Genomic DNA, 24,913 nt, shown 5'->3' on the forward strand with positions numbered 1-24,913 from the left:
GCCTTCCCTGAAAACCGAGCCGCGCAGCTTCATTCTTGCCAATACGCGAGTCATCGTGCCGCCGCATGTGCCGGAAATCCGGCTGTATCTCGCCGACGAAGCGCATGATCTCTGGCTGAAGACCGAGGAGGACCTGGAGGCAATCGGGCTTCCGCCGCCCTTCTGGGCCTTTGCCTGGGCGGGCGGGCAAGGCGTTGCGCGATACGTGCTTGATCATCCGCATCTGGTTGCCGGCAAATCGGTGCTGGATTTCGCAACCGGCTCCGGCCTTGTGGCCATTGCCGCAAGGCTTGCCGGCGCCCGATCCGTCCTCGCCGCCGATATCGATCCTTGGACGGCGTCTGCCGTCGAACTCAACGCTGAAGAAAACGGCGTGACGATCGCCTTCACGCAAGAGAACCTAGTGGGCGGACCTGTCGCGGCCGAGGTGATCCTCGCCGGCGATGTCTTCTACGATCGCGATTTTGCCGCAGCCCTCATCCCCTGGTTCAGCCGTCTGGCAGACGAGGGCAGGCAGGTCATCGTTGGTGATCCGGGCCGCAGCTACCTTCCGAAGGACCGGCTTGTGCCGCTTGCCACCTATCAGGTGCCGGTGACGCGGGCGCTGGAGGACAGCGACGTGAAGAAGACAACCGTCTGGCGCTTCGTTTGACAGGCGGTCAGTGCCATCCGCAGTGTTGAAGGATGAGGCAGATCGGGCTTTGCGAATCGCCGGCTTACGCCGCGTTTTCGGCGCAAGCAGCTGCCTTTTTGCGCTGCACTCCTCAATGGCACGACGATACGGGGTGCGGCGGTGCCTCTTTGGCAGCCGTTATCCCGTCTTGAGCTTCACCGTACATTAACATATTCTGTATCCAATGGGCGCTAACACGGTGAAAAACTGATATAATTTCACCTGTACGGACGAATCCGGGTCATGATGCACCCGACCGTCGTGTGATCTGGCCGGCCCCAATCGATTAAATTTAAAATCCTTCTTGATTTGGCTTGTGGTCTTGCCGCACGACGATTAAATCACCCCATGATGCAATGCACATTTCTTCGGCATCGTGCATTGCCGGACGCGCGCCCGCGTGAATGCGCCCCGAACGCCGCGAGGATATGATGGCGAATGTGACAAAGAATCGGCCCTTGTCGCCGCATCTGCAAATTTATCGTTTCGTCCCCACCATGGCCATGTCGATCGTGCACCGCATTACCGGTGGTGCGCTGTATTTCGGCACGGTGCTTGTGGCGGCCTGGCTGATTGCAGCGGCGTCTGGCGAAGAATATTTCAACCAGGTGAACTGGTTCTTCGGCTCCATCGTAGGGCAGGTTATCCTGTTCGGCTACACATGGGCCATGCTGCACCACCTGATCGGCGGCCTGCGCCATATCATGTGGGATCTTGGCTACGGCTTCGAGAAGGAATTCTCCACGATGCTGGCCAAGGCCAATCTGGTGGCCTCTGTCGTGCTGACCGTCCTTGTCTGGGCCGTCGTGCTGATCATTCGCTGAGGAGATTGTAGATGGATATGCGCACTCCCCTCGGCAAGGTTCGGGGTCTTGGTTCGGCAAAGAGCGGCACGGAGCACTTCTGGAAGGTCCGCACCACGTCTGTGGCGCTGGTTCCGCTCCTTCTTTTTTATCTCGGCTTCCTGGTCATGTATGCCGGCCGGCCGTATGCGGATGTGGTTTCGGCGCTCTCGAACCCGTTCATCGCCACGATCAATGCCCTGACCATAATCGCCAGCATCGTCCACATGCGGCTTGGCATGGAAGAGATCCTTCAGGACTACATTCATTCGGAAAAAATGAAGCTGGCGCTCCTGATCCTCAACTCGTTTTTCTCGCTTCTTGTGGGTGGCCTCTGTCTTTTCGCCGCCTTGAAGATCGCATTCTGAGGTTAATTCCGTCATGGCATCGATCACTCCCATCGCGCAGACCGGCAAGGCCTATACCTATGTCGACCATTCCTACGACGTTATCGTGGTGGGTGCCGGCGGCGCGGGCCTTCGCGCAACGCTCGGAATGGCCGAGCAGGGCTTCAAGACGGCCTGCATCACCAAGGTTTTCCCGACGCGCAGCCACACGGTTGCAGCCCAGGGCGGCATTGCCGCCTCGCTGAAGAACATGACGCCGGACAGCTGGCAGTGGCATCTTTACGACACCGTGAAGGGCTCCGACTGGCTGGGCGACGTGGACGCCATGCAGTACATGGTCATGGAAGCCCCCAAGGCGGTCTATGAGCTGGAACATTATGGCGTGCCCTTTTCGCGCAACGAGGAAGGCAAGATCTACCAGCGGCCCTTCGGCGGCCACATGCAGAACTTTGGCGCCGGCCCGCCGGTCCAGCGCACCTGCGCTGCAGCTGACCGTACCGGCCACGCCATCCTGCACACGCTCTATGGCCAGTCGCTGAAGCACAATGCCGAATTCTTCATCGAATATTTCGCGCTCGACCTCATCATGTCGGATGACGGCCGCTGCACGGGCGTCGTCGCCTGGAACCTCGATGACGGCACCATCCATCGCTTTGCGGCAAAGATGGTCGTTCTGGCAACCGGCGGTTACGGCCGCGCCTATTTCTCGGCAACCTCTGCCCATACCTGCACCGGCGACGGCGGCGGCATGGTGGCGCGTGCCGGGCTTCCGCTGCAGGACATGGAATTCGTGCAGTTCCACCCGACCGGCATCTACGGCTCCGGCTGTCTGATTACCGAAGGCGCACGCGGCGAAGGCGGTTATCTGGTGAATTCCGAAGGCGAGCGCTTCATGGAGCGCTATGCGCCGTCTGCAAAGGACCTGGCCTCGCGTGACGTTGTCTCGCGCTGCATGACGATGGAAATCCGGGAAGGCCGCGGCGTCGGCAAGAACAAGGACCACATTTTCCTGCATCTCGACCATCTCGATCCGGCCGTGCTGCATGAGCGTCTGCCGGGCATTTCCGAAAGCGCCAAGATCTTTGCCGGCGTCGACGTCACCCGCGAGCCGATCCCGGTCCTGCCGACCGTTCACTACAACATGGGCGGCATTCCGACGAACTACTGGGGCGAAGTGCTGAATGCCGACGCCAACAACCCGGAACGCCTGCTGCCTGGCCTGATGGCCGTGGGCGAAGCCGGTTGCGCATCCGTGCATGGCGCAAACCGCCTCGGCTCCAACTCGCTGATCGACCTCGTGGTCTTCGGTCGTGCCGCCGCCATCCGCGCCGGCCAGGTCATCGATCGTGCCTCGCCGGTACCGGCGCTCAACATCGCGGCCTGCGACAAGATCATGGATCGCTTCGACGGTCTGCGCCACGCCTCCGGCGGGACGCCGACGGCTGTGCTGCGCGACAAGATGCAGCGCGCCATGCAGGAAGATGCGGCCGTGTTCCGCACGCAGGAATCGCTGGAAAGCGGTTGCCAGCGTCTGTCGGCCATCTGGGGCGAAATGAAGGATATCAAGGTCACCGACCGTTCGATGATCTGGAATTCCGACCTCGTCGAAACGCTTGAGCTGCAGAACCTGATGGCCAATGCCATCACCACGGTCTACAGCGCCGAGGCCCGCAAGGAGAGCCGCGGCAGCCATGCGCGCGAAGATTACACCGAAGGTGCGTTCGCCGGTCGTGATGATGTCAACTGGCGCAAGCATTCGCTGGCCTGGGTCAGCGAAAACGGCGACGTCAAGCTGGACTACCGTCCGGTCCACACCGACCTTATCGCAGACGGCATCGATCCGGTAAAGATCGAGCCGAAGGCACGCGTGTACTGATCCATGGTGGCAACCTCCCTTCAAGGTGCGATGAAAAGCGTCCCCGGGGGGAGGCCTCTTGGCCTGTTTGCGATCAATCTCGACCGGTCGCCGGACCGCTGGCGGCAGATGGAACAAGGCTTTGGCGCATTGCCCTGGCCGCTTCACCGGGTGGTGGGGGTCGATGCGCGCAAGGATCCGCAGGCGGTTCTTGCCGTGCGCGGATCGGCGCTTGAATTTCCGCCGGATGCGGTGGGATGGAACGCACACCGCAACCGCTTGTTCATGTTGACGGAGGAAGCGTGCCTTGCGGGCCATGTGATGGCCTGGCGGCAGTTTCTTGCAAGCGACTTCGAGCTTGCGCTTGTGCTGGAAGACGATGCCGAGCCGCAGCCCGGTTTCGCGCGCGTGGTGGAGGACCTTCTGGCGCTCGGTTTTGATGCCGATATCGTCAAGCTCGAAGGCATTTTTCGCCCCGGCGGGCGAAAGGCTCTGCCAGTGGCAGCGCTTGGTGCGCACAGACTGGTGCGGTCGCTGAGACCCTGCTCGGGTGCGGCCGCCTATATCGTGACGCGAAAGGCAGCCGAACGGCTGCTGGCGCGGATCGGGAAGGCCTGTATTCCGGCCGATGATTTTCTCTGGGCGCCGTCGTGGCATGGCCTGAGGATCGTCGACCTGTCGCCCTGGCCGGTCATGCAATCGGGCGCCGAAAGCGTGATTGCGACGGCGAAGGCCCAGAAGCGCGCAAGGCGGAGGGCCCCTTTCGGGCGAGGTCTGGCCGTTGCGCTGCGCCGGGCGAGGGAACGTTTTTCTCTCCTGTGGGCGGCGGCCGATGGTCGCCCTCACGCACTCTTGAATGCGACCGTGGCGCAATGGGCGCCGGATGTTTATAACCTAGGTAACAGAACGGCGGCTGACGCCGAGGATCGAAGGTCCAGCAATGGTTGAACTTGCTCTCCCGAAGAATTCCAAGATGACCGAAGGCAAGGTCTGGCCGAAGCCGGCCGGTGCCGCCAATGTCCGTGAATTCCGCATCTACCGCTGGAACCCGGATGATGGTCAGAACCCGCGCATCGATACCTATTACATCGATATCGACAATTGCGGCCCGATGGTTCTCGATGGCCTCCTTTACATCAAGAACAATATCGACCCGACGCTGACGCTGCGCCGTTCCTGTCGCGAAGGCATCTGCGGCTCCTGCGCCATGAACATCGACGGCGCCAATACGCTCGCCTGCACCAAGGGCATGGACGACGTGAAGGGGACGGTGAAGGTCTATCCGCTGCCGCATATGCCGGTGGTGAAGGATCTCGTGCCGGATCTGACCAATTTCTACGCGCAGCACCGCTCGATCGAGCCCTGGCTGAAGACGGTTTCGCCGCCACCTGCGACCGAATGGAAGCAGAGCCACGAGGATCGCATGAAGCTCGACGGGCTTTACGAATGCATCCTGTGCGCCTGCTGCTCTACCTCCTGTCCCAGCTACTGGTGGAATGGCGACCGCTATCTCGGTCCGGCCGTTCTGCTGCAGGCCTATCGCTGGCTGATCGACAGCCGTGACGAATCCAAGGGCGAGCGTCTCGACAACCTGGAAGATCCCTTCCGGCTCTACCGCTGCCACACGATCATGAACTGTGCGCAGACCTGCCCCAAGGGTCTCAATCCCGCCAAGGCCATCGCCGAAATCAAGAAGATGATGGTCGAGCGCCGCGTCTGATCGGTTTTGTGAAGGTCTTGACCTCGCGCAGATGTGTTCCATCTGCGTGGGCTCGGGGCTGAATAGGCATGGTTGACGGGCGGACCGGCTTGATTTGGCCTGTCCTTTGGCGATAATTCAGCCCTCCAGTCCAATAGCGGGATGGGCGTTGAGCGGTTTTAGGAGCTTTGTGATGCAGTTCAGATATGTGGTGACCGGCGTTGTGGTTGCTCTTGCCTTGGCCGGCTGCCAGCGTACCTCCTACAATCCCTATAACGCGCTGCCTGCTCCCACCAATCCTGCCCCCCTGCAGGCACAGCCGGTGCCTTCCGTTCAGTCCGGATCGCTCGATGCACCGGGCGCTGGCGGTTCGCAGTTCCCGGCCGCACCTCAGGGCCAGAACATAGCATCCCTGCCGCCGGGTGGCGGCGATGGCCAGGCGCCGGCGACGGCTCTCGATGTGACGAAGGAATCCATGGTCGGCAACTGGCGTGTCAACGCATCGGGCGCCACCTGCGACATGTTCCTGACGCTCACCAATCTCGGCAGCGGTGCACGCGGCGGCACCCGCGGTTGCTCGGGTGAGCTGACCACGATGGGCTCCTGGGAAGTGAACGGGAAGACCGTTCTCTTCAAGAACCGCAGCGGCGATGTCATTGCCCGCGCCTATAAGAGCGCCGACAGCCGCTTCGACGGCACGACCAATTCCGGCCAGTCGATCAGCCTCAGCCGGTAAGCTGACCGCCGGGAGATGCTGTCTCCCGGCTCACCGAGGCGCCTCATGGCTTCACTTCCCGACTATAATCACAGCGTGAGCGACACGCTGAACTCCATGGCGGCTGCCGGCACCCTGCAGCTCGACACCGCGCAGATGGCGGTAGCGGCCCGTCTCGATCGTGTCCTGTCTGCCCTGCGCGACAAGGCCCCCGCCAAGAAGACCAGCGCGCTCGGCTGGCTGTTTGCCCGCAAGAGCAAGCGCAGCGAAGGCGATATTCGCGGCCTCTATGTCCATGGCTCCGTCGGCCGCGGCAAGACCATGCTGATGGACATGTTTTTCGAAAAAGTGTCCGTGGCCGCCAAGCGCCGCTGCCACTTTCACGAATTCATGGCCGATGTTCATGCGCGCATCCATGTCCATCGCCAGAAGCTGAAGGCGGGCGAGACGAAGCAGGCTGATCCGGTTCCGCCGGTCGCCGCTGCCCTCTATGCCGAGGCGCAGATCCTCTGCTTCGATGAATTCTCCGTGACCGACATCACGGATGCGATGATCCTTGGACGGCTGTTTACCGAATTGTTTTCGCTCGGCTGCGTCCTCATCGCCACGTCCAACGTGGCGCCGGACGATCTCTATCGCGAAGGCCTCAATCGCAGCCTGTTCCTGCCCTTCATCGATCTCTTGAAGCAGAACGTCGATGTGGTGACCCTTGATTCACCGACCGATTACCGGATGGAGAAGCTCGCAAGCCTGCCCGTCTATCTGTCGCCGCTTGATGCGCGCAACAAGGCGGCGATGGAGGCTGCGTGGCGCCAGGTGACCGGGGGGGCGAAGGCCGAGCCGGCGGAGGTTGCAAGGCCCGGCCGCAGCATTCGCATCCCGTGCGCCCACGGGCGGGCAGCGCGGTTTTCCTTTGCGGATCTCTGCGACGCGCCGCTCGGTGCTGCCGACTATCTCGCCATCACCGAGCATTACGACGTGATCTTCGTGGAGGACGTGCCGCTGCTGGGTCCGGAAAAGCGCAATCAGACGAAACGCTTCATCAATCTTGTTGATGCACTCTACGACCGCAGCATCCGCCTGTTCGTGAGCGCTGCCGCCATGCCTGACGCACTTCTGACAGAAAAGCGTGGTACCGAGGGCTTCGAGTTCGATCGGACCATTTCCCGCCTGTTTGAGATGCGCAGCCCGGATTATTTGGCTCTGCATGATGAGAAGCATCGCGGAAGCTGACTTTTTTACGACACATTGTATTACGTTTACGTAAGAATTTTAACTTCTAACCGATTGAAAATCCTTCATCCAAAAGAATCGATTGCCATTTTTCTCCATTGGGTCTAAGCGAGTGGCCGATATCGGTCGACAGCTATCATGCCGGCCGCGCATCCGAATGGAGAGGACGCTTCAATGGCTCGCAAGAAGATTGCACTTATTGGTTCCGGCATGATCGGTGGTACGCTGGCGCATCTCGCCAGTCTGAAGGAGTTGGGCGACATCGTCCTCTTCGACATTGCCGACGGCGTTCCGCAGGGCAAGGGACTGGATATTGCCCAGTCCGGCCCGGTTGAAGGCTTCAATGCCAAGCTGTCGGGTGCAAGCGACTACGCCGCCATCGAAGGCGCCGATGTCTGCATCGTCACCGCCGGTGTTGCCCGCAAGCCCGGCATGAGCCGCGACGACCTGCTCGGCATCAACCTCAAGGTCATGGAACAGGTTGGCGCCGGCATTGCAAAATATGCCCCGAACGCTTTCGTGATCTGCATCACCAACCCGCTCGACGCCATGGTCTGGGCGCTGCAGAAGTTCTCCGGCCTGCCGAAGAACATGGTCGTCGGCATGGCCGGCGTTCTCGACAGCGGCCGCTTCCGCCTGTTCCTGTCGGAAGAATTCAACGTGTCGGTCCAGGACGTCACCGCCTTCGTTCTCGGCGGCCATGGCGACACGATGGTGCCGCTTGCTCGTTATTCCACCATCGGCGGCATTCCGCTGACCGACCTCGTCAAGATGGGCTGGATCACCGAGGAGCGCCTCGAGCAGATCATCCAGCGCACCCGTGACGGCGGCGCCGAAATCGTGGGCCTCCTGAAGACCGGCTCGGCCTATTATGCGCCGGCCGCTTCCGCCATCGAGATGGCCGAATCTTACCTCAAGGACAAGAAGCGCGTTCTGCCCTGCGCGGCCCACCTGACCGGCCAGTACGGCGTCAACGACATGTATGTCGGCGTTCCGACCATCATCGGTGCCGGCGGCGTCGAGCGCATCATCGAAATCGATCTCAACAGCGAAGAGCAGGCGGCTTTCCAGAAGTCCGTCGGCGCCGTTGCCGGCCTCTGCGAAGCCTGCACCGCCATTGCCCCCGCCCTCAAGTAATCGCCCAACGGCCTAGAGACCTAAGGACCAGACGATGAACATTCACGAATATCAGGCCAAGGCTCTTCTGAAGAGCTATGGCGCACCGGTTGCCGAAGGTGTGGCGATCTTCTCCGCCGAAGAAGCCGAAGCCGCCGCAAAGCAGCTTCCCGGCCCGCTTTACGTGGTGAAGAGCCAGATCCATGCTGGCGGCCGCGGCAAGGGCAAGTTCAAGGAACTTGGCCCCGACGCCAAGGGCGGCGTTCGCCTGGCTTTCTCCATCGATGAAGCCAAGTCCCATGCCAAGGAAATGTTCGGCAATACGCTGGTGACGGCGCAGACCGGCGAAGCCGGCAAGCAGGTCAACCGCCTCTACATCGAAGACGGCGCCGACATCGCCCGCGAACTCTATTGCTCGCTGCTGGTCGACCGTTCGGTCGGCAAGGTTGCCTTCGTCGTTTCGACGGAAGGCGGCATGGATATCGAAGCGGTCGCCCACGACACGCCGGAAAAGATCCACACCATCGCCATCGACCCGGAAACCGGTGTGACGGCTGAAAACGTCGCTGCCATCTCCAAGGCTCTCGAGCTTTCGGGTGCGGCGGCAGAAGATGCCAAGTCGCTCTTCCCGATCCTCTACAAGGCCTTCAGCGAGAAGGACATGGCGCTCCTCGAGATCAATCCGCTGATCGTCATGAAGAATGACCATCTGCGCGTGCTCGACGCCAAGGTCTCCTTCGACGGCAATGCCATGTTCCGTCACGACGATGTCAAGGCGCTGCGCGACGAAACGGAAGAAGACGCCAAAGAAATCGAAGCCTCCAAGTGGGACCTCGCTTACGTGGCGCTCGACGGCAATATCGGCTGCATGGTCAACGGCGCAGGCCTTGCCATGGCAACCATGGACATCATCAAGCTCTACGGCAAGGAGCCGGCAAACTTCTGCGACGTCGGCGGTGGCGCCGGCAAGGAGAAGGTGGCGGCTGCCTTCAAGATCATCACGGCTGACCCGAAGGTCGAGGGCATCCTCGTCAACATCTTCGGCGGCATCATGAAGTGCGACGTCATTGCAGAAGGCGTCGTTGCCGCTGTGCAGGAAGTCGGCCTCAAGGTTCCGCTGGTCGTGCGTCTCGAAGGCACCAATGTCGAGCTTGGCAAGAAGATCCTCAACGAATCGGGCCTGGCGATCACGGCTGCCGACGACCTGGACGATGCTGCCAAGAAGATCGTCGCGGCGATCAACGCCTAATCTGAAGGACCGGAAACAATGTCTATTCTCGTCAATAAAGACACCAAGGTCCTCGTTCAGGGCCTGACCGGCAAGACCGGCACCTTCCACACCGAACAGGCGCTTGCTTATTACGGCACGCAGATGGTCGGCGGCATTCACCCGAAGAAGGGTGGCGAAACCTGGACCGGTTCCAAGGGCGAAAGCCTGCCGATCTTTGCCTCGGTTGCCGAAGCCCGCGAGAAGACCGGCGCCGACGCGTCTGTCATCTACGTTCCGCCGGCAGGTGCTGCCGATGCGATCATCGAAGCCATCGAAGCGGAAGTCCCGTTCATCACCTGCATCACCGAGGGCATCCCGGTCATGGACATGGTGCGCGTGAAGGCCAAGCTCGACAAGTCGAAGTCGCGCCTGCTCGGCCCCAACTGCCCGGGTATCCTGACGCCGGAAGAATGCAAGATCGGCATCATGCCGGGCTCCATCTTCCGCAAGGGCTCGGTCGGCATCGTCTCGCGCTCCGGCACGCTGACCTATGAAGCCGTGTTCCAGACGTCGAACGAAGGCCTTGGCCAGACGACGGCTGTCGGCATCGGCGGCGACCCGGTCAAAGGCACCGAGTTCATCGACGTGCTCGAAATGTTCCTCGCCGACGAAGCCACGACCTCGATCATCATGATCGGTGAAATCGGCGGTTCGGCGGAAGAAGACGCAGCCCAGTTCCTGATCGACGAAGCCAAGAAGGGCCGCAAGAAGCCGATGGCAGGCTTCATCGCCGGCCGTACCGCTCCGAAGGGCCGCACCATGGGCCATGCCGGCGCTGTCGTTTCCGGCGGCAAGGGTGACGCGGAATCCAAGATCGCGGCCATGGAAGCGGCCGGCATCAAGGTTTCGCCCTCTCCGGCGCGCCTCGGCAAGACGCTGGTTGAAGTCCTCAAGGGCTGAACCACATAAGCGTTGCATGATAAGCTTCGGGCAGGCGAGCCGTGAAAGGGTCGCCTGCTTCGGTCGCAAGGGGCAAGACTCTCTCGCGGCAAAGACACTGAAAGCGACGGTCGGCGCTTCAAGTTCCGGCCCCCCATTACGTCAGGAGGCGGGCGTCAAAGCCCGCATGAACATCATGGCACGGCAAGAAGCCAACGAGCAGTTTCTCATCACTTCGTTCCTCGATGGCGCGAATGCCAGCTATATCGAGCAGCTCTACGCCCGGTATGAAGAGGACCCGAATTCCGTCGGTCCCGAATGGCAGTCTTTCTTCAAGGCGCTGGCCGACAACCCGGAAGACGTGAAGAAGGCCGCCCAGGGCGCCTCCTGGCAGCGCAAGAACTGGCCGATTGCGGCCAATGGCGATCTCGTCTCGGCGCTCGATGGCAACTGGCCCGTCGTTGAAAAGGCGATCGAGAAGAAGGTTCAGGCCAAGGCCGAAGCAACCGCTGCCTCTGCCGGCAAGACGCTCGATCCGGCAGAAGTGCTGCGCGCGACCCGCGACAGCGTGCGCGCCATCATGATGATCCGTGCCTATCGCATGCGTGGCCACCTGCATGCCAAGCTCGATCCGCTGGGCCTTGCAGCCCCGGTCGAGGATTACAACGAACTGTCGCCGACCGCCTATGGCTTCACCGAGGCCGATTACGATCGCAAGATCTTCATCGACAACGTGCTGGGGCTTGAATACGCCACCATCCGCGAAATGCTCGAGATCCTGCAGCGCACCTACTGCTCGACGCTCGGCGTCGAATTCATGCACATCTCCAACCCGGAAGAAAAGGCATGGATCCAGGAGCGGATCGAAGGTCCCGGCAAGGGCGTCGAGTTCACGGCCATCGGCAAGAAGGCGATCCTGTCCAAGCTGATCGAGGCGGAAGGCTTCGAGCAGTTCATCGACGTCAAGTACAAGGGCACCAAGCGCTTTGGTCTCGACGGCGGCGAGTCGCTGATCCCGGCGCTGGAACAGATCATCAAGCGCGGCGGCCAGGACGGTCTGGAAGAAGTCGTTCTCGGCATGGCCCATCGCGGTCGCCTGAACGTTCTGACCAACGTCATGCACAAGCCGCACCGCGCCGTCTTCCACGAGTTCAAGGGCGGTTCGTTCAAGCCCGACGAAGTCGAAGGTTCGGGCGACGTGAAGTACCATCTCGGAGCCTCCTCTGACCGCGAATTCGACGGCAACAAGGTTCACCTGTCGCTGACGGCCAACCCGTCGCATCTGGAAATCGTCAACCCGGTCGTCATGGGCAAGGCCCGCGCCAAGCAGGACATGCTGGCAAAATCCTGGGATGGCGATGTCATTCCGCTGAAGGAACGCGCCAAGGTTCTGCCGCTCCTGCTGCACGGCGATGCCGCCTTTGCAGGCCAGGGCGTGACGGCTGAAATTCTGGGCCTCTCCGGTCTGCGCGGTCACCGCGTTGCCGGCACGCTGCATTTCATCATCAACAACCAGATCGGTTTCACCACCAATCCGGCCTATTCGCGCTCGTCGCCCTATCCGTCCGACGTTGCCAAGATGATCGAAGCGCCGATCTTCCACGTCAACGGCGACGATCCGGAAGCGGTTGTCTACGCAGCCAAGATTGCCACCGAATTCCGCATGAAGTTCCACAAGCCGGTGGTCGTGGACATGTTCTGCTATCGCCGCTTCGGCCATAACGAAGGCGACGAGCCCGCGTTCACGCAGCCGAAGATGTACAAGGTCATCCGCGCCCACCAGACGGTGACGGAAATCTACGCGGCCCGCCTGATTGCCGAAGGCCTGATCACCGACGGCGAATTCCAGAAGATGAAGGCCGACTGGCGCGCCCATCTGGAACAGGAATTCGAAGCCGGCCAGAGCTACAAGCCGAACAAGGCCGACTGGCTGGACGGGCAGTGGTCCGGTCTGCGCTCGGCTGACAACGCCGACGAGCAGCGTCGCGGCAAGACTGCCGTGCCGATGAAGTCGCTGAAGGAAATCGGCCGCAAGCTGTCGACCATCCCGGAAGGCTTCAACGCGCACCGCACGATCAAGCGCTTCATGGATAACCGCGCGCAGATGGTGGAAACCGGCGAGGGGATCGACTGGGCCATGGCGGAAGCCTTTGCCTTCGGCTCTCTTGCGCTCGACGGCCACAAGGTTCGTCTGTCCGGCCAGGATTGCGAACGCGGCACGTTTTCGCAGCGTCACTCGGTTCTCTACGATCAGGATACGGAAGAGCGTTACATTCCGCTCGCCAACCTCTCGCCCACCCAGGCCCGCTACGAAGTCATCAACTCGATGCTGTCGGAAGAGGCCGTGCTCGGTTTCGAATACGGCTATTCGCTGGCCCGCCCGAACGCGCTGACCCTCTGGGAAGCCCAGTTCGGCGATTTCGCCAACGGTGCACAGGTCGTCTTCGACCAGTTCATCTCGTCGGGTGAGCGCAAGTGGCTGCGCATGTCCGGCCTCGTCTGCCTCCTGCCGCACGGCTATGAAGGTCAGGGTCCGGAACATTCTTCTGCCCGCCTCGAGCGCTGGCTGCAGATGTGCGCGGAAGACAACATGCAGGTGGCCAACGTCACGACCCCGGCCAACTACTTCCACATCCTGCGCCGCCAGATGAAGCGTGACTTCCGCAAGCCGCTGATCCTGATGACGCCTAAGTCGCTGCTGCGCCACAAGCGCGCCACATCGACGCTTGCCGAAATGGCCGGCGAAAGCTCGTTCCACCGCCTGCTGTGGGATGATGCCGAAGTGATCAAGGACGGCCCGATCAAGCTCCAGAAGGATGCCAAGATCCGCCGCGTCGTGATGTGCACCGGCAAGGTCTATTACGACCTTCTGGAAGAGCGCGAAAAGCGCGGCATCGACGACGTCTACCTGCTGCGTCTGGAACAGCTCTATCCGTTCCCGGCCAAGGCCCTGATCAACGAGCTCAGCCGCTTCCGTCATGCGGAAATGGTGTGGTGCCAGGAAGAGCCCAAGAACATGGGTGCCTGGGCCTTCATCGATCCGTATCTGGAATGGGTGCTGGCGCATATCGACGCCAAGTACCAGCGCGTGCGCTACACCGGCCGCCCGGCAGCTGCGTCTCCGGCAACGGGCCTGATGTCGAAGCATCTGGCGCAGCTCGAAGCCTTCCTCGAAGACGCGCTCGGCGGCTGATTTCAGCCGCCCCGTCTGAAGTTCAACGATATCTGTTAGAAAACGGAAACACATCATGGCCACCGAAATTCGCGTCCCCACCCTTGGCGAGTCCGTCAGCGAGGCAACCGTCGGCACCTGGTTCAAGAAGGTCGGCGACACGGTCAAGGCCGACGAGCCGATCGTTGAACTGGAGACCGACAAGGTTACCGTCGAAGTCCCGGCTCCGGCTTCGGGCGTCCTGACGGAAATCATCATTGCCGCCGGAGAAACGGTCGGGCTCAACGCGCTGCTCGGCCAGATCGCCGAAGGTGCTGAAGGCTCTGCCGGCGCCTCCGCCCCGGCTCCGGCTGCTGCCCCCGCACCGGCCGCAGCACCTGCTGCGCCGGCCCCTGCGGCTGCTCCGGCTTCGGCTGGCACGTCGATGCCGGCCGCTCCGGCTGCCGCAAAGCTTGCTGTCGACAACAACATCTCGACTGCCGACGTCGATGGTTCGGGCAAGCGCGGCCAGGTGCTGAAGGGTGACGTGATCGCCGCCATCGCCAAGGCTCCGGCTGCTGCCGCCGCAGCGCCTGCCCCGGTTGCGGCTGCCCCGCGCGCACCCTCCGCCACCCAGGATGCCGTTCGCGAAGAGCGCGTGAAGATGACGCGCCTGCGCCAGACGATTGCCAAGCGCCTGAAGGATGCCCAGAACACCGCCGCCATGCTGACCACCTATAACGAGGTGGACATGAAGGCCGTGATGGATCTGCGCAACCGCTACAAGGACGTGTTCGAGAAGAAGCACGGCGTGAAGCTCGGCTTCATGGGCTTCTTCACCAAGGCCGTCACGCATGCCCTGAAGGAACTGCCGGCCGTCAACGCCGAAATCGACGGCACCGACATCATCTACAAGAACTACTGCCATGTCGGCATGGCTGTCGGCACCGACAAGGGCCTCGTTGTTCCGGTCATCCGCGATGCCGATCAGCTGTCGATCGCCGGCGTCGAGAAGGAACTTGGCCGTCTTGCCAAGGCAGCCCGTGACGGCTCGCTCGGTATGGCGGACATGCAGGGCGGCACCTTCACCATCACCAATGGCGGTGTCTACGGTTCGCTGATGTCCTCGCCGATCCTCAACGCCCCGCAGTCGGGTATTCTGGGCATGCACAAGATCCAGGATCGTCCGGTCGTCGTCGGCGGCCAGATCGTCATCCGCCCGATGATGTATCTCGCGCTCTCCTACGATCACCGCATCGTCGACGGCAAGGAAGCCGTTACCTTCCTGGTCCGCGTCAAGGAAAGCCTGGAAGATCCGGAACGTCTGGTTCTCGATCTCTAAGACCTGAAAAAGGAGGACGAGATGGATACGATTGCGCCGCATGCGACGCCCTATATGGCGCTCCTGGTGCTCAGCGTCGTGCTTCTCGTCTTCCAGATCATGCTGCAGGGCTTTCTGGCCACGCGCGAGCTGGGCTCCAAATGGAATGCCGGGCCGCGGGACGAGAGCCTGAAGCCAAAATCGGTTCTGGCGGGGCGTGCCGAGCGCGCCTCGGCCAATCTGCGTGAGACCTATCCGGCTTTTGTCGGCCTGGTGCTGGCGCTTGCCTTTTACAGCGATGTGAGCGGCTGGGGCCTCCTCGGCGGCTGGCTGTGGCTGCTGTGCCGGCTTGCCTATATTCCGCTCTATCTGGCCGGCATCCCCTATATCCGTTCGCTCGTCTGGATGGGCTCCTTGCTCGGCCTCCTCGTGATGATTGTCGGGTTGCTGGTATGATTGAAGCCTATCTCCTTGAGCTTGCCTCGCTGATGGCGATCTTCTCGTTCGCCATCATCTCGCCGGGCGCCGATCTTGCCATGGTCATGCGGCAGTCGCTGGTGCATGGGCGCCGCCAGGCGATCATTACCAGCTTCGGCATTGGCACGGCGCTGATGTTCCACGTCAGCTACACGATCCTCGGCCTCGGGCTGATCATTTCGCAGTCCATCACGCTGTTTAACATCATCAAATGGTGTGGCGTCGCCTACCTCCTGTATATCGGGGTGAAGGCTCTGCGGGCGGGCAAGGCCGATCTGTCGGTCGCGGCGGAGGCGGATGGCAAGGATGCGCGCGGCCAGTCGGCGCTTCGGGCCTATGGGCTGGGCTTTGCCGCCAATGCGCTCAACCCGAAGCCGGTGTTTTTCTTCCTGTCGATCTTCTCCACCGCCGTCAGCGCCCACACTCCGATCCTGGTGAAGTTCGGTTATGGTGCGGTCATGGCGAGCTGCCTGATTGCCTGGTTCGTTGGCGTCAGCATCTTCATGACCACACCGCGCATCAAGGCGGGCTTTTCGAAGGCAAGCCAGTGGATCGATCGGGCAAGCGGCCTGGTCTTCATTGCGCTCGGTCTGAAGCTTGCGGTGCAGAAGGCGTCGTAAGGGAGGAAGGCCATGTCGATCGATCCAAAACCAGTCCTGCTTGTGACCGGCGCCAGTCGCGGCATCGGTGCGGCGGTCGCCGTGAAGGCGGCGAAGGCGGGATGGGCGGTTGTCATCAACTACCTGTCGAATGCCGCAGCTGCCGAGGCGGTGGCAAAGACCATCACCGAAGCCGGCGGCATGGCGCATCTCGTTCAGGGCGACACCGGAACGGAAGAGGGCATTGCCGCGATATTTGCGGTCATCGACCGTGATTTCGGCCGCCTCGACGGTCTCGTCAACAATGCCGGCGTTGTCGACCAGACGGCCCGCGTCGACGAAATGTCGCGTGAGCGGCTGGAGCGGATGTTCGCCATCAACGTGATCGGCAAGATCCGCTGCGCGTCCGAGGCGGTGAAGCGCATGTCCACCCGCCATGGCGGCAAGGGCGGCGCCATCGTCAACATCTCGTCCATGGCCGCCGTCCTCGGCAGCGGTGGGCAATATGTCGATTATGCCGCGGCCAAGGGCGCCGTCGATACGTTCACCATTGGCCTGTCGCGCGAAGTGGCAGCCGAGGGCGTGCGCGTCAACGCGGTGCGGCCCGGCATTATCGATACGGATATCCACGCATCCGGCGGCCTGCCGGATCGTGCAAGAGACCTGGCACCCTCGGTGCCGATGCAACGCGCCGGTACGGCCGAGGAAGTGGCGGAGGCGGTTCTTTACCTTCTCTCGCCGCAGGCTTCCTACGTGACGGGCGCAATCATGAACGTGAGCGGCGGCAGATAGTCGCGCAGGAACGAAGGATTTCCATAATGGCATATGATCTGATCGTAATCGGCACCGGCCCCGGCGGCTATGTCTGCGCCATCAAGGCGGCACAGCTCGGCATGAAAGTGGCCGTCGTCGAAAAGCGCTCCACCTTCGGCGGCACCTGCCTCAATGTCGGCTGCATCCCTTCGAAGGCGCTTCTGCACGCCTCGGAAGTCTTTGCCCACGCCAAGCACGGCATGGAAGAGCTTGGCGTCGAGGTTTCCGGCACCACGCTGAACCTTGAAAAGATGATGGGCCACAAGGACGCGACGGTGAAGTCGAACGTCGATGGTGTTGCCTTCTTGTTCAAGAAGAACAAGATCGAAACCTTCATCGGCACCGGCAAGATCCTGTCCGCCGGCAAGGTGTCCGTCACCGCTGAAGACGGCACGGTGCAGGAACTGGAGACCAAGAACATCGTGATCGCCACGGGTTCGGACGTGGCCGGTATTCCGGGCGTCGCCGTCGAGATCGACGAGAAGGTCATCGTGTCGTCCACGGGCGGCATCGCGCTTGAAAAGGTGCCGGGCCACATGGTTGTTGTCGGCGGTGGCGTGATCGGCCTGGAACTCGGTTCGGTCTGGTCGCGCCTCGGTGCCAATGTGACGGTTGTCGAATATCTCGACAACATCCTCGGCGGCATGGATGGCGAAGTCTCCAAGCAGTTCCAGCGCATCCTGGCCAAGCAGGGGATCGAGTTCAACCTCGGTGCCAAGGTCACCGGCGTTGAGAAGACGGAAGCGGGCGCCAAGGTGACGTTCGAGCCGGTCAAGGGCGGCGAGGCCCAGACGATCGAAGCTGACGTTGTGCTGGTTGCCACCGGCCGCAAGCCCTTCACGGCAGGTCTTGGGCTGGAAGAGGCCGGTGTCGTGCTCGACAATCGCGGCCGCGTCGAAATCGACCATCACTATGCGACCAACGTCGCCGGCATCTATGCCATCGGTGACGTCGTCAAGGGCCCGATGCTCGCCCACAAGGCGGAAGACGAAGGTGTGGCGCTTGCCGAAATCCTCGCCGGCCAGCACGGCCATGTGAACTATGACGTCATTCCGGGGGTCGTCTATACCCAGCCGGAAGTCGCCTCCGTCGGCAAGACGGAAGAGGAGCTGAAGGCAGCCGGCGCCGCCTACAAGGTGGGCAAGTTCCCCTTCATGGCAAACGGCCGCGCCCGCGCCATGCAGGCAACGGAAGGTTTTGTGAAGGTTCTGGCCGACAAGGAGACCGACCGTGTACTCGGCGTCCACATCATCGGCTTCGGCGCCGGCGAAATGATCCACGAAGCAGCTGTGCTGATGGAATTCGGCGGCTCGTCCGAAGATCTCGGCCGCACCTGCCATGCGCACCCGACCATGTCGGAAGCCGTGAAGGAAGCGGCCCTCGCCACCTTCTTCAAGCCGATCCACATGTGATCTGAAGCGTTTCTGATCGCTGTCGGGCCGTCGTCTGTGTTGTCAGGCGGCGGCCTTTTTTCGTGACGCCCGTGACGGCGTGCCGCAGGGGCGGTCTGGCGATTGTTGTCGCGGGTCTGCGGCGCCGATTATAGGGTTTGGCTATGACAACAGCCGCGCAAGACGCTCTCCGACCGATCCTCTCTCCACCACAGCTGCCTCATCCGGCGCTCTTGCGGGCCGATTGGGCCGATTGTTATCGGCTGCGCGTTCCGGCCCGTGCGGATCTGACGGCTGAGGATGTCGCGCGGTTGGCGCTGTGCTGGTTTCCGCCCTGGGCCAGGCTGCTGCTGAGGCTGCGCGACACGCTGATGAAACCTTTCGGCCTGCACTCCACCCGGGAGCTCGCCGCAAGCCATGCGGATCGCATCGGCTTCTTCCCCATGATCAGCCGGACGGACCGACAGGTCGTGGTCGGCCTTGACGATCGGCATCTGGACTTTCGGCTGGTGATCGATGTTCTTGACGAAGGGGCGGGGGAGGTTTTGGTATCCTTCACCACCCTCGTTTATCGCAAGGTCCTGCTGGGACGCATCTATATCGCAGCGATCACGCCCTTTCACCGGCTGATCGTCCAGGCGTCGCTGCGCCAGGTGAGGCAATGCCTCTTGGCGCAACGGGCCTGACCCTAATCTCACACGGTTGCTGACGGTGGCTCGCCGAAATTCGGCTGCACATCTGTGATTGATCAAGTCCTTCATTAAATTCTCGACATGAACACGGGGGCCGCTTGCGTGCCGGCTGCGAAGTCTTACTGTGGGTCATTCTTAACCCTTTGAAAAGGTGACGAAATGTCTCCGCTTTCCTATTCGGTGCCGCAACGGATCCTGCATTGGGGCATGGCGTTGCTGATCTTGTTCAACCTCCTGTTCACCGATGGCATGGAGCACTGGTATCGGCTTGTCCGGCGCGGCCAGCCGGTGACGCCGGATGATGTCGCCTCCGCCAACATCCATGCCTATGTCGGTATCGCGATCCTGGTGCTTGCGGCGCTCCGCCTTGGCCTGCGGTTCGTGCAGGGCGTACCGGCCGCTTCGGAGGTGGAGCCCGCGCCGCTGCGGCTGCTTGCCCACATCACCCACGGCCTTCTCTATGTCCTGCTGTTTGCCATGCCGCTTGCCGGCATCGGGGCTTACTATTTCGGCAACACGACGGCCGGCTTCGTGCATGCCGGTGTCTTGAAGATCCTGCTCTGGCTCCTGCTCGGCGCCCATGTTGCAGGAGCCCTCGTTCACCAGTTCATCTGGAAGACCGATGTTCTTGCCCGCATGACGCGCGGGGTTTGACCTTCTCCGCGTAAAGGCGGTTAAGGAACGGCCGTCACGGTAAAGCCGTCGGCCCGCAACAGGGAGACGAGGCCTTCCTCTCCCACCAGATGCATGGCCCCGACCGCCATGAAAGCGCCGCCCGCCTCCAGCAGCGGGCGGGCGCGTTCTGCCATGATGTGGTTGCGGGCCGTGACGATCCGCTGTTCGAATTCGGCATAGCCCTCTTCGTCGCTGCCATCGGGCGAAACGGCCTTCAGCATCGGCATGGTCAGCCCGATATCGCCGGACAGGTAAAGCTCGGTCATGGTGTACATGACATCATCCATCCGGCCGCCAAGCGCCAGCATTTCCATCAGCGATTTCAGGTGGAATTCGGTCGGGATGGAGGCCATGGCAGAGAGCTGTTCTTCCATGGTTTCCAGCCCCTTCACCGGCTGTCCGGCCCGAATGGCATCCTTGGCGAGCTGCATGTCGAGAAAGGCCGCCCCCTTGGCCTTGCGCACCAGTTCGCACGCAGGCAGTGCAACGAAGCTGGACAGCATCCAGGGCTGCATGCGTGACACGGCCCCCAGCGGAATACCGCGTGCCTTGAGCGCCGTCTGAAGCTGTTCGGTTTCGGCGCGGGTGAGATAGCTCTGGATCGTCTTGCCATCCATCATCATGGTCAGCTGTGGCTTCGTCATCAGCTTGGCCATCGCCTTCTGCTCGTCAAGGATCTCGTCCGATTCGATGATGAGGACCTTGGCCTGGGCTTTCGCCTCCGGCGCGCCTTTCGGCAGCGCAAGAACCCGGGGATCGGTCACATGCATGGTGCCAAGCAGATAGGAGGGGGCAAGCCCTGCCTTTTCGATCTTCCAGAACAGGCCCTTGCCGTTCGGCACAGCATCGCCCTCGGCAACAATCCGGCGGTAAGCGTCCGGATCATCCTGTTGCATCTCCGTGAGAAGATTGTGGCCTGCGCAGGCGCCGTCCTCAGCCCGCGCGCCCGATGCAAGGGTGACAACAACGAGGAACGACGCAAACAGCAGCCCATGCAGGCCGGCAAGCAGCCACAGACCTGCATCCACGGCGAAAGCGAGGCGGCGCGACAGGAAGGAGAAGGCGGAAATCGTCATCGGTCGGGATCCTTCAAGTCTTGATGCTTTGCGCACACGGGGCGCCGCGCATGCCGCGTGTGGCAAGGCGCAGTCAGGCCCGCGGATGGGCGCGGTCGTATACGTCGAGCAGTCGCGCCTGGTCGACGCCGGTATAGACCTGCGTCGTTGACAGGCTGGCATGGCCGAGCAGTTCCTGAATAGAGCGCAGGTCGCCGCCAGCCGACAACAGATGCGTGGCAAAGGAATGGCGAAGCGCATGCGGCGTGGCGCTGTCGGGCAAACCGAGGGCGCCCCGCAATTTCTGCATCTCGCGCTGGATGATCGAGGGATTGAGCTTTCCGCCGCGTGCGCCGCGAAACAGTGGCTGGTCGGCCGGCAGGTCGTAGGGGCAGAGCCTGCGATAGGTCTCGATCACCTGCGGAATGACCGCCAGAAGCGGCACCATCCGTGTCTTGCCGCCCTTGCCCGTGACGCGAAGCGAGGTGGCGCCGGCGGCAATATCGTCCGGCGTCAGGTCGAGCGCCTCGGAAATGCGCAGTCCGCAGCCATAGAGCAGCGTCAGCACGGCGGCGTCGCGCGCGGCAATCCACGGCTCTTCGTTAAGCTGCGCCTCAGCGCTCACCACGTCGAGTGCCTGCCGGTCCGACAAGGGCTTTGGCAGCGATTTCGGCTGGCGGGGTGCCCGGATGGCGCCGGCGGCGGCGGCATTCACCAGTCCCTTGCGCTCCAGGTAGCGCAGGAAGGAGCGCAGGCCCGCCAGATGCCGCCCGAGCGAACGGGCGCCCGATCCGTCGCGCCGGCGTTTCGCCAGAAACGAGCGCAGGTCGGCCGTACGCAGCGTATGGATGTCGGAAAGCTTTGCCGGGCCGCCGAGGTGACCGGTGAGAAAAGCCAGAAACTGGCGGGTATCCCGCTCGTAGGCCTCCAGCGTATTGGCGGCCAATCGTCTCTCGGTTTCAAGGCTTTGCAGCCACTGACGCCGCATTTCCAGAAGCTCCGGGCAAGCCAGGATCAGGATCTCGTTCACAGCGCGTCCGTTGAATGTGACAGGATGAGATCCACCTTGCGCAAGGAGCGTTACCAATTTGCTAAGACGTCTCTTCTCTCACAGGTTCGATCATCATGCGCCGCGAGAAAATGCCTGTGCTTATCAGGCAGTGCCTAAAGGCCTTGTCTTTCCACATCCGCACGGCGCTTTTGAACAAGAAGGGCGACCCTTCGATTTTACCATCGGCCAGATCATCGAGCCCGACGAAGTGGTGGGGGAATCCTGACGAGGTGATGAAGGCGCTGGAGGAGCCTTGCGTGTGTGAACCGGCGGCTAACCCGAAAGCCTGCTTCATTTCATCGCCATCAGCCGAGCTCGCGGCCTGATTTCGGTTCCCTTTTGTTCCGCGCCGAGGCATGGTCCCGCGCCATGGGAAAAGATTCGTCCGATCTCTTCGGCGCCCTCTTTGATGCGCAGAAGGTGAACCGCGTTGTGCCGGTTCTGGTGCCGCTGCCGGTGCCGGAAGCCTATAGCTATGCCGTCCCGGATGGCATGGCGGTGGAGCCGGGCTCTGTGGTGCAGGTGCCGCTTGGTCCCCGCCAGGTGATCGGCGTCGTCTGGGATGGCGACGAGGATCTGCGGCTTGACCCGAAGAAGCTGCGCCCCATCACGCTTGCCTTCGATTGCCCGCCGCTGACGCGCGACATGCGTGCCTTCATCGACTGGGTGGCCTCCTATACCCTCTCGCCGCCGGGACTTGTGGCGCGCATGGCCGTGCGGGCGCCGGCAGCGCTCGATCCCGAACCCATGGTGGAGGCCCTGCGCTACCGGGGCGGTGAGCCGGAACGGTTGACGCCGGCGCGTGCTCGCGTGCTGGACCTCACCCGCGACGAAATGCCCTGGACCCGCAGCGGCCTTGCCCATGCAGCCGGCGTGTCGGCAAGCGTCATCGACGGACTGGTGAAGCAGGGACTGTTCGACACCGTCTTTCTGCCGCCACCGCCGGTGGTGGCCAGGCCCGATCCCGATTACACCGCGCCGCGCATCGAAGGCCCGCAAAAGCAGGCGGCCTCGGAAATCGTTGAAAACATGCAGGCCGGCGGCTTCTCCGCCTCTCTCATCGATGGCGTAACCGGCTCGGGCAAGACGGAGGTCTATTTCGAGGCGATCGCCGAGGCGCTGCGCCAGGGGCGGCAGGTGTTGATCCTGCTGCCGGAAATCGCGCTCACTGCAAGTTTCCTCGAGCGCTTCCAGGACCGGTTCGGCGCAAAACCCGCCGAATGGCATTCTGATCTTTCCCCGCGTCTGCGTGAAAAGGTCTGGCGCGGGGTAGTAACAGGCGAGGTGCGGGTGGTGGCCGGCGCCCGCTCCGCGCTGTTCCTGCCCTTCGAAGAGCTCGGCCTGATCATTGTCGACGAGGAGCATGATCCGGCCTACAAGCAGGAAGACCGCGTCTTTTACAATGCCCGCGACATGGCGGTGGTGCGCGGCCGAATCGGTGATTTTCCCGTCGTGCTGGTCTCGGCCACCCCCTCTGTCGAAAGCCAGGTGAACGGCCAGAGCGGCCGCTATCACATGGTGCATCTGCCGACGCGCTTCGGCGAGGCGGCCATGCCCGATCTTCACCTCGTCGACATGCGCCGCCATCCGCCCGATCGCGGTGGCTTCCTGTCGCCTGTCCTGCTGCGGGCGGTGAAGAAGACGGTCGAAAATGGCCATCAGGCGCTGCTGTTCCTCAACCGTCGTGGTTATGCGCCGCTGACCTTGTGTCGCGTCTGCGGCCATCGTTTCCAGTGCCCGCAGTGCTCAAGCTGGCTGGTAGAACATCGCTTCAAGGGGCAGATCCAGTGCCACCAGTGCGGTTATGCGGAAAAGACGCCGGAAGCCTGCCCGGAATGCGGCACGTTCGATCATCTGGTCGCCTGCGGTCCCGGTGTCGAGCGCATTGCCGAAGAGGTGGAAAGGCATTTCCCCGACGCCCGCACCATCGTCATGTCTTCGGATCTTCTCGGCGGCGTCAAGCGCATGCGGCTGGAACTGGAGGCGATTGCCAGGGGCGACGCCGATATCGTCATCGGCACGCAGCTTGTCGCCAAGGGCCACAATTTCCCGCTGATGACGCTGGTCGGCATCGTGGATGCGGATCTGGGCCTTGCCAATGGCGATCCGCGGGCGGCCGAGCGCACCTTCCAGCTGCTGAGCCAGGTGACCGGTCGCGCCGGGCGTACAGGCTTGAAAAGCCATGGACTTCTGCAGACCTACCAGCCGCAGCACCCGGTGATGCAGGCGATCGTGTCTGGCGATGCCTCGGCGTTTTACGAGCGCGAGATCGGTGAGCGGGAGAAGGCGCTGCTGCCCCCCTTCGGCCGGCTTGCCTCGATCATCGTCTCGGCCGACAGTCGCGCCGATGCGGAAGGCCATGCGCGGGGGCTTCGCGCGGCAGCACCCAAGGTCTCGGGCATCGCGGTTCTCGGGCCGGCGGAAGCGCCGCTCGCGCTGGTCCGCGGTCGCCACCGCTTCCGGCTTCTGGTGCATGGCCGGCGCAACAGCGACATGCAGGCCTATCTGCGCCAGATGCTGGCCCATGGCCCGAAAGTCCGTGGCAGTGTGCATGTGCAGCTCGATATCGACCCGCAGAGCTTCCTCTGACAGCCGGCGAGCTTTGAAAAGCCGCCGCCCGCTGCTATGGCCGATCGCGTTTGAGAGACCATCCGAATCAGGAGCCCCCGCATGGAACTCTATTTTCCGACCGAACTGCCGGAGCAGCTCGCATTCCTCGGCGCGGCCCTGTCGGCGCTCGCCGGCCTGTTCATTCTGCTGCTGCCGGCCTCTGCGCTGAGGCTCTCCGGCTTTGCCATCGGCGAGGTGACGCCCGAAGGCTATGGTTCGGTCCGCTCGACCGGCGGGCTCTATCTCGGGCTCGGGGTCATCGCCATCTTCCTGGCGCAGGACTGGACCTATCTGGCGCTTGGAGTTGCGGCCGCCATGGGCGCGTTCGGCCGCCTCTTCTCCATGGTTGCAGACCGCGGTTTGACACTGCGCAATGGGATGCTTCTGCTGCTTCAGGTTGTGTTTGCGGTGCTGCCGCTCGGCTACGTGCTCGGTTACTTCTGACAGGC

General features: G+C 62.3%; 24 protein-coding genes. 21 read left to right on the top strand and 3 right to left on the bottom strand.

The genetic code is table 11. The features are described from left to right. Positions 1-7 precede the first annotated feature (7 nt). From ACEXP3_RS11405 to ACEXP3_RS11495, 19 genes are all read left to right on the top strand, one after another. Positions 8-652: a class I SAM-dependent methyltransferase gene (locus ACEXP3_RS11405; RefSeq protein ID WP_377297485.1), complete on the top strand. Its 645-nt coding sequence runs from the start codon at positions 8-10 to the stop codon at positions 650-652. A 452-nt stretch (positions 653-1,104) separates the two neighbouring features. Then, entirely contained in the window at positions 1,105-1,497 is a 393-nt protein-coding gene (sdhC, locus tag ACEXP3_RS11410) for a succinate dehydrogenase, cytochrome b556 subunit (RefSeq protein WP_210105851.1), read from the top strand. An 11-nt stretch (positions 1,498-1,508) separates the two neighbouring features. Beyond that, positions 1,509-1,883, top strand: a complete 375-nt coding sequence (gene sdhD, locus ACEXP3_RS11415; RefSeq protein WP_377297368.1) for a succinate dehydrogenase, hydrophobic membrane anchor protein — start codon at positions 1,509-1,511, stop codon at positions 1,881-1,883. A 13-nt stretch (positions 1,884-1,896) separates the two neighbouring features. Continuing rightward, positions 1,897-3,738, top strand: coding sequence for a succinate dehydrogenase flavoprotein subunit (gene sdhA, locus ACEXP3_RS11420; protein ID WP_377297369.1), 1,842 nt, complete (start codon positions 1,897-1,899; stop codon positions 3,736-3,738). A 30-nt stretch (positions 3,739-3,768) separates the two neighbouring features. Further along, positions 3,769-4,665, top strand: coding sequence for a glycosyltransferase family 25 protein (locus tag ACEXP3_RS11425; protein WP_377297370.1), 897 nt, complete (start codon positions 3,769-3,771; stop codon positions 4,663-4,665). Beyond that, positions 4,658-5,437 carry a succinate dehydrogenase iron-sulfur subunit gene (locus tag ACEXP3_RS11430; RefSeq protein WP_210105847.1) on the top strand — a complete coding sequence of 260 codons (780 nt, stop codon included), beginning with the start codon at positions 4,658-4,660 and terminating at the stop codon, positions 5,435-5,437. Before ACEXP3_RS11425 ends, ACEXP3_RS11430 begins: the two co-directional genes overlap by 8 nt. Before the next feature lie 172 nt (positions 5,438-5,609). Beyond that, a complete protein-coding gene (locus ACEXP3_RS11435; protein WP_377297371.1) occupies positions 5,610-6,152 on the top strand; it encodes a protease inhibitor Inh/omp19 family protein in 543 nt (180 codons plus the stop codon). 45 nt (positions 6,153-6,197) lie between these two features. Then, complete coding sequence (gene zapE / locus ACEXP3_RS11440) at positions 6,198-7,364, top strand: cell division protein ZapE (protein ID WP_377297372.1); 1,167 nt, start codon at positions 6,198-6,200, stop codon at positions 7,362-7,364. A 174-nt stretch (positions 7,365-7,538) separates the two neighbouring features. After that, a complete protein-coding gene (gene mdh / locus ACEXP3_RS11445; protein WP_377297373.1) occupies positions 7,539-8,501 on the top strand; it encodes a malate dehydrogenase in 963 nt (320 codons plus the stop codon). A gap of 34 nt (positions 8,502-8,535) precedes the next feature. After that, positions 8,536-9,729, top strand: a complete 1,194-nt coding sequence (gene sucC / locus ACEXP3_RS11450; RefSeq protein WP_210105843.1) for an ADP-forming succinate--CoA ligase subunit beta — start codon at positions 8,536-8,538, stop codon at positions 9,727-9,729. Positions 9,730-9,747: 18 nt separating this feature from the next. Next, positions 9,748-10,650, top strand: a complete 903-nt coding sequence (sucD, locus tag ACEXP3_RS11455) for a succinate--CoA ligase subunit alpha (protein WP_210105842.1) — start codon at positions 9,748-9,750, stop codon at positions 10,648-10,650. A 175-nt stretch (positions 10,651-10,825) separates the two neighbouring features. Continuing rightward, positions 10,826-13,822, top strand: coding sequence for a 2-oxoglutarate dehydrogenase E1 component (locus ACEXP3_RS11460; protein ID WP_377297375.1), 2,997 nt, complete (start codon positions 10,826-10,828; stop codon positions 13,820-13,822). A gap of 55 nt (positions 13,823-13,877) precedes the next feature. Beyond that, positions 13,878-15,122 (top strand): 2-oxoglutarate dehydrogenase complex dihydrolipoyllysine-residue succinyltransferase, encoded by a 1,245-nt coding sequence (gene odhB / locus ACEXP3_RS11465; protein WP_377297376.1) that lies wholly within the window; start codon positions 13,878-13,880, stop codon positions 15,120-15,122. A gap of 21 nt (positions 15,123-15,143) precedes the next feature. Next, positions 15,144-15,557, top strand: coding sequence for an MAPEG family protein (locus tag ACEXP3_RS11470; RefSeq protein ID WP_210105839.1), 414 nt, complete (start codon positions 15,144-15,146; stop codon positions 15,555-15,557). Continuing rightward, positions 15,557-16,198 (top strand): LysE family translocator, encoded by a 642-nt coding sequence (locus ACEXP3_RS11475; RefSeq protein WP_377297486.1) that lies wholly within the window; start codon positions 15,557-15,559, stop codon positions 16,196-16,198. The genes ACEXP3_RS11470 and ACEXP3_RS11475 overlap by 1 nt, the downstream gene beginning before the upstream one ends. 12 nt (positions 16,199-16,210) lie before the next feature. Beyond that, positions 16,211-16,969 (top strand): SDR family oxidoreductase, encoded by a 759-nt coding sequence (locus ACEXP3_RS11480; protein ID WP_377297377.1) that lies wholly within the window; start codon positions 16,211-16,213, stop codon positions 16,967-16,969. A 26-nt stretch (positions 16,970-16,995) separates the two neighbouring features. Beyond that, on the top strand, positions 16,996-18,402 hold the full coding sequence (gene lpdA / locus ACEXP3_RS11485; RefSeq protein ID WP_377297378.1) for a dihydrolipoyl dehydrogenase: 1,407 nt from the start codon (positions 16,996-16,998) through the stop codon (positions 18,400-18,402). A gap of 143 nt (positions 18,403-18,545) precedes the next feature. After that, positions 18,546-19,067, top strand: coding sequence for a DUF2867 domain-containing protein (locus ACEXP3_RS11490; RefSeq protein ID WP_210105837.1), 522 nt, complete (start codon positions 18,546-18,548; stop codon positions 19,065-19,067). Positions 19,068-19,232: 165 nt separating this feature from the next. Further along, positions 19,233-19,727 carry a cytochrome b gene (locus ACEXP3_RS11495; RefSeq protein WP_377297379.1) on the top strand — a complete coding sequence of 165 codons (495 nt, stop codon included), beginning with the start codon at positions 19,233-19,235 and terminating at the stop codon, positions 19,725-19,727. A gap of 20 nt (positions 19,728-19,747) precedes the next feature. Here the strand turns inward: ACEXP3_RS11495 and ACEXP3_RS11500 are convergent, their stop codons facing one another. From ACEXP3_RS11500 to ACEXP3_RS11510, 3 genes are all read right to left on the bottom strand, one after another. Beyond that, positions 19,748-20,824, bottom strand: a complete 1,077-nt coding sequence (locus tag ACEXP3_RS11500; protein ID WP_377297380.1) for a TraB/GumN family protein — start codon at positions 20,822-20,824, stop codon at positions 19,748-19,750. Between the two features lie 73 nt (positions 20,825-20,897). Then, positions 20,898-21,833, bottom strand: a complete 936-nt coding sequence (locus tag ACEXP3_RS11505) for a tyrosine recombinase XerC (protein WP_210105834.1) — start codon at positions 21,831-21,833, stop codon at positions 20,898-20,900. Between the two features lie 61 nt (positions 21,834-21,894). Then, positions 21,895-22,149, bottom strand: coding sequence for a hypothetical protein (locus tag ACEXP3_RS11510; protein ID WP_377297381.1), 255 nt, complete (start codon positions 22,147-22,149; stop codon positions 21,895-21,897). A 74-nt stretch (positions 22,150-22,223) separates the two neighbouring features. Here ACEXP3_RS11510 and ACEXP3_RS11515 point away from each other — a divergent pair, with 74 nt between their 5' ends. Both ACEXP3_RS11515 and ACEXP3_RS11520 read left to right on the top strand, forming a co-directional pair. Continuing rightward, complete coding sequence (locus ACEXP3_RS11515; protein WP_377297382.1) at positions 22,224-24,443, top strand: primosomal protein N'; 2,220 nt, start codon at positions 22,224-22,226, stop codon at positions 24,441-24,443. An 81-nt stretch (positions 24,444-24,524) separates the two neighbouring features. Then, positions 24,525-24,908, top strand: a complete 384-nt coding sequence (locus ACEXP3_RS11520; RefSeq protein WP_377297383.1) for an AGROH133_08824 family phage infection protein — start codon at positions 24,525-24,527, stop codon at positions 24,906-24,908. Positions 24,909-24,913: the final 5 nt, after the last annotated feature.

Source organism: Neorhizobium fuzhouense (genome assembly GCF_042611105.1).
Taxonomy (GTDB): domain Bacteria; phylum Pseudomonadota; class Alphaproteobacteria; order Rhizobiales; family Rhizobiaceae; genus Neorhizobium; species Neorhizobium galegae_A.

Excerpts from the sequence above, each read along its gene's own strand:
- odhB (WP_377297376.1), top strand. The coding sequence starts at position 13,878 with ATGGCCACCGAAATTCGCGTCCCCACCCTTGGCGAGTCCGTCAGCGAG.
- ACEXP3_RS11510 (WP_377297381.1), bottom strand. The coding sequence starts at position 22,149 with ATGAAGCAGGCTTTCGGGTTAGCCGCCGGTTCACACACGCAAGGCTCC.
- sucD (WP_210105842.1), top strand. The coding sequence starts at position 9,748 with ATGTCTATTCTCGTCAATAAAGACACCAAGGTCCTCGTTCAGGGCCTG.
- ACEXP3_RS11480 (WP_377297377.1), top strand. The coding sequence starts at position 16,211 with ATGTCGATCGATCCAAAACCAGTCCTGCTTGTGACCGGCGCCAGTCGC.
- mdh (WP_377297373.1), top strand. The coding sequence starts at position 7,539 with ATGGCTCGCAAGAAGATTGCACTTATTGGTTCCGGCATGATCGGTGGT.
- ACEXP3_RS11515 (WP_377297382.1), top strand. The coding sequence starts at position 22,224 with ATGGGAAAAGATTCGTCCGATCTCTTCGGCGCCCTCTTTGATGCGCAG.
- ACEXP3_RS11500 (WP_377297380.1), bottom strand. The coding sequence starts at position 20,824 with ATGACGATTTCCGCCTTCTCCTTCCTGTCGCGCCGCCTCGCTTTCGCC.
- ACEXP3_RS11430 (WP_210105847.1), top strand. The coding sequence starts at position 4,658 with ATGGTTGAACTTGCTCTCCCGAAGAATTCCAAGATGACCGAAGGCAAG.
- ACEXP3_RS11460 (WP_377297375.1), top strand. The coding sequence starts at position 10,826 with ATGGCACGGCAAGAAGCCAACGAGCAGTTTCTCATCACTTCGTTCCTC.
- sucC (WP_210105843.1), top strand. The coding sequence starts at position 8,536 with ATGAACATTCACGAATATCAGGCCAAGGCTCTTCTGAAGAGCTATGGC.
- ACEXP3_RS11490 (WP_210105837.1), top strand. The coding sequence starts at position 18,546 with ATGACAACAGCCGCGCAAGACGCTCTCCGACCGATCCTCTCTCCACCA.
- sdhD (WP_377297368.1), top strand. The coding sequence starts at position 1,509 with ATGGATATGCGCACTCCCCTCGGCAAGGTTCGGGGTCTTGGTTCGGCA.
- zapE (WP_377297372.1), top strand. The coding sequence starts at position 6,198 with ATGGCTTCACTTCCCGACTATAATCACAGCGTGAGCGACACGCTGAAC.
- ACEXP3_RS11435 (WP_377297371.1), top strand. The coding sequence starts at position 5,610 with ATGCAGTTCAGATATGTGGTGACCGGCGTTGTGGTTGCTCTTGCCTTG.
- ACEXP3_RS11425 (WP_377297370.1), top strand. The coding sequence starts at position 3,769 with ATGAAAAGCGTCCCCGGGGGGAGGCCTCTTGGCCTGTTTGCGATCAAT.
- ACEXP3_RS11470 (WP_210105839.1), top strand. The coding sequence starts at position 15,144 with ATGGATACGATTGCGCCGCATGCGACGCCCTATATGGCGCTCCTGGTG.
- sdhC (WP_210105851.1), top strand. The coding sequence starts at position 1,105 with ATGGCGAATGTGACAAAGAATCGGCCCTTGTCGCCGCATCTGCAAATT.
- ACEXP3_RS11520 (WP_377297383.1), top strand. The coding sequence starts at position 24,525 with ATGGAACTCTATTTTCCGACCGAACTGCCGGAGCAGCTCGCATTCCTC.
- lpdA (WP_377297378.1), top strand. The coding sequence starts at position 16,996 with ATGGCATATGATCTGATCGTAATCGGCACCGGCCCCGGCGGCTATGTC.
- ACEXP3_RS11495 (WP_377297379.1), top strand. The coding sequence starts at position 19,233 with ATGTCTCCGCTTTCCTATTCGGTGCCGCAACGGATCCTGCATTGGGGC.
- sdhA (WP_377297369.1), top strand. The coding sequence starts at position 1,897 with ATGGCATCGATCACTCCCATCGCGCAGACCGGCAAGGCCTATACCTAT.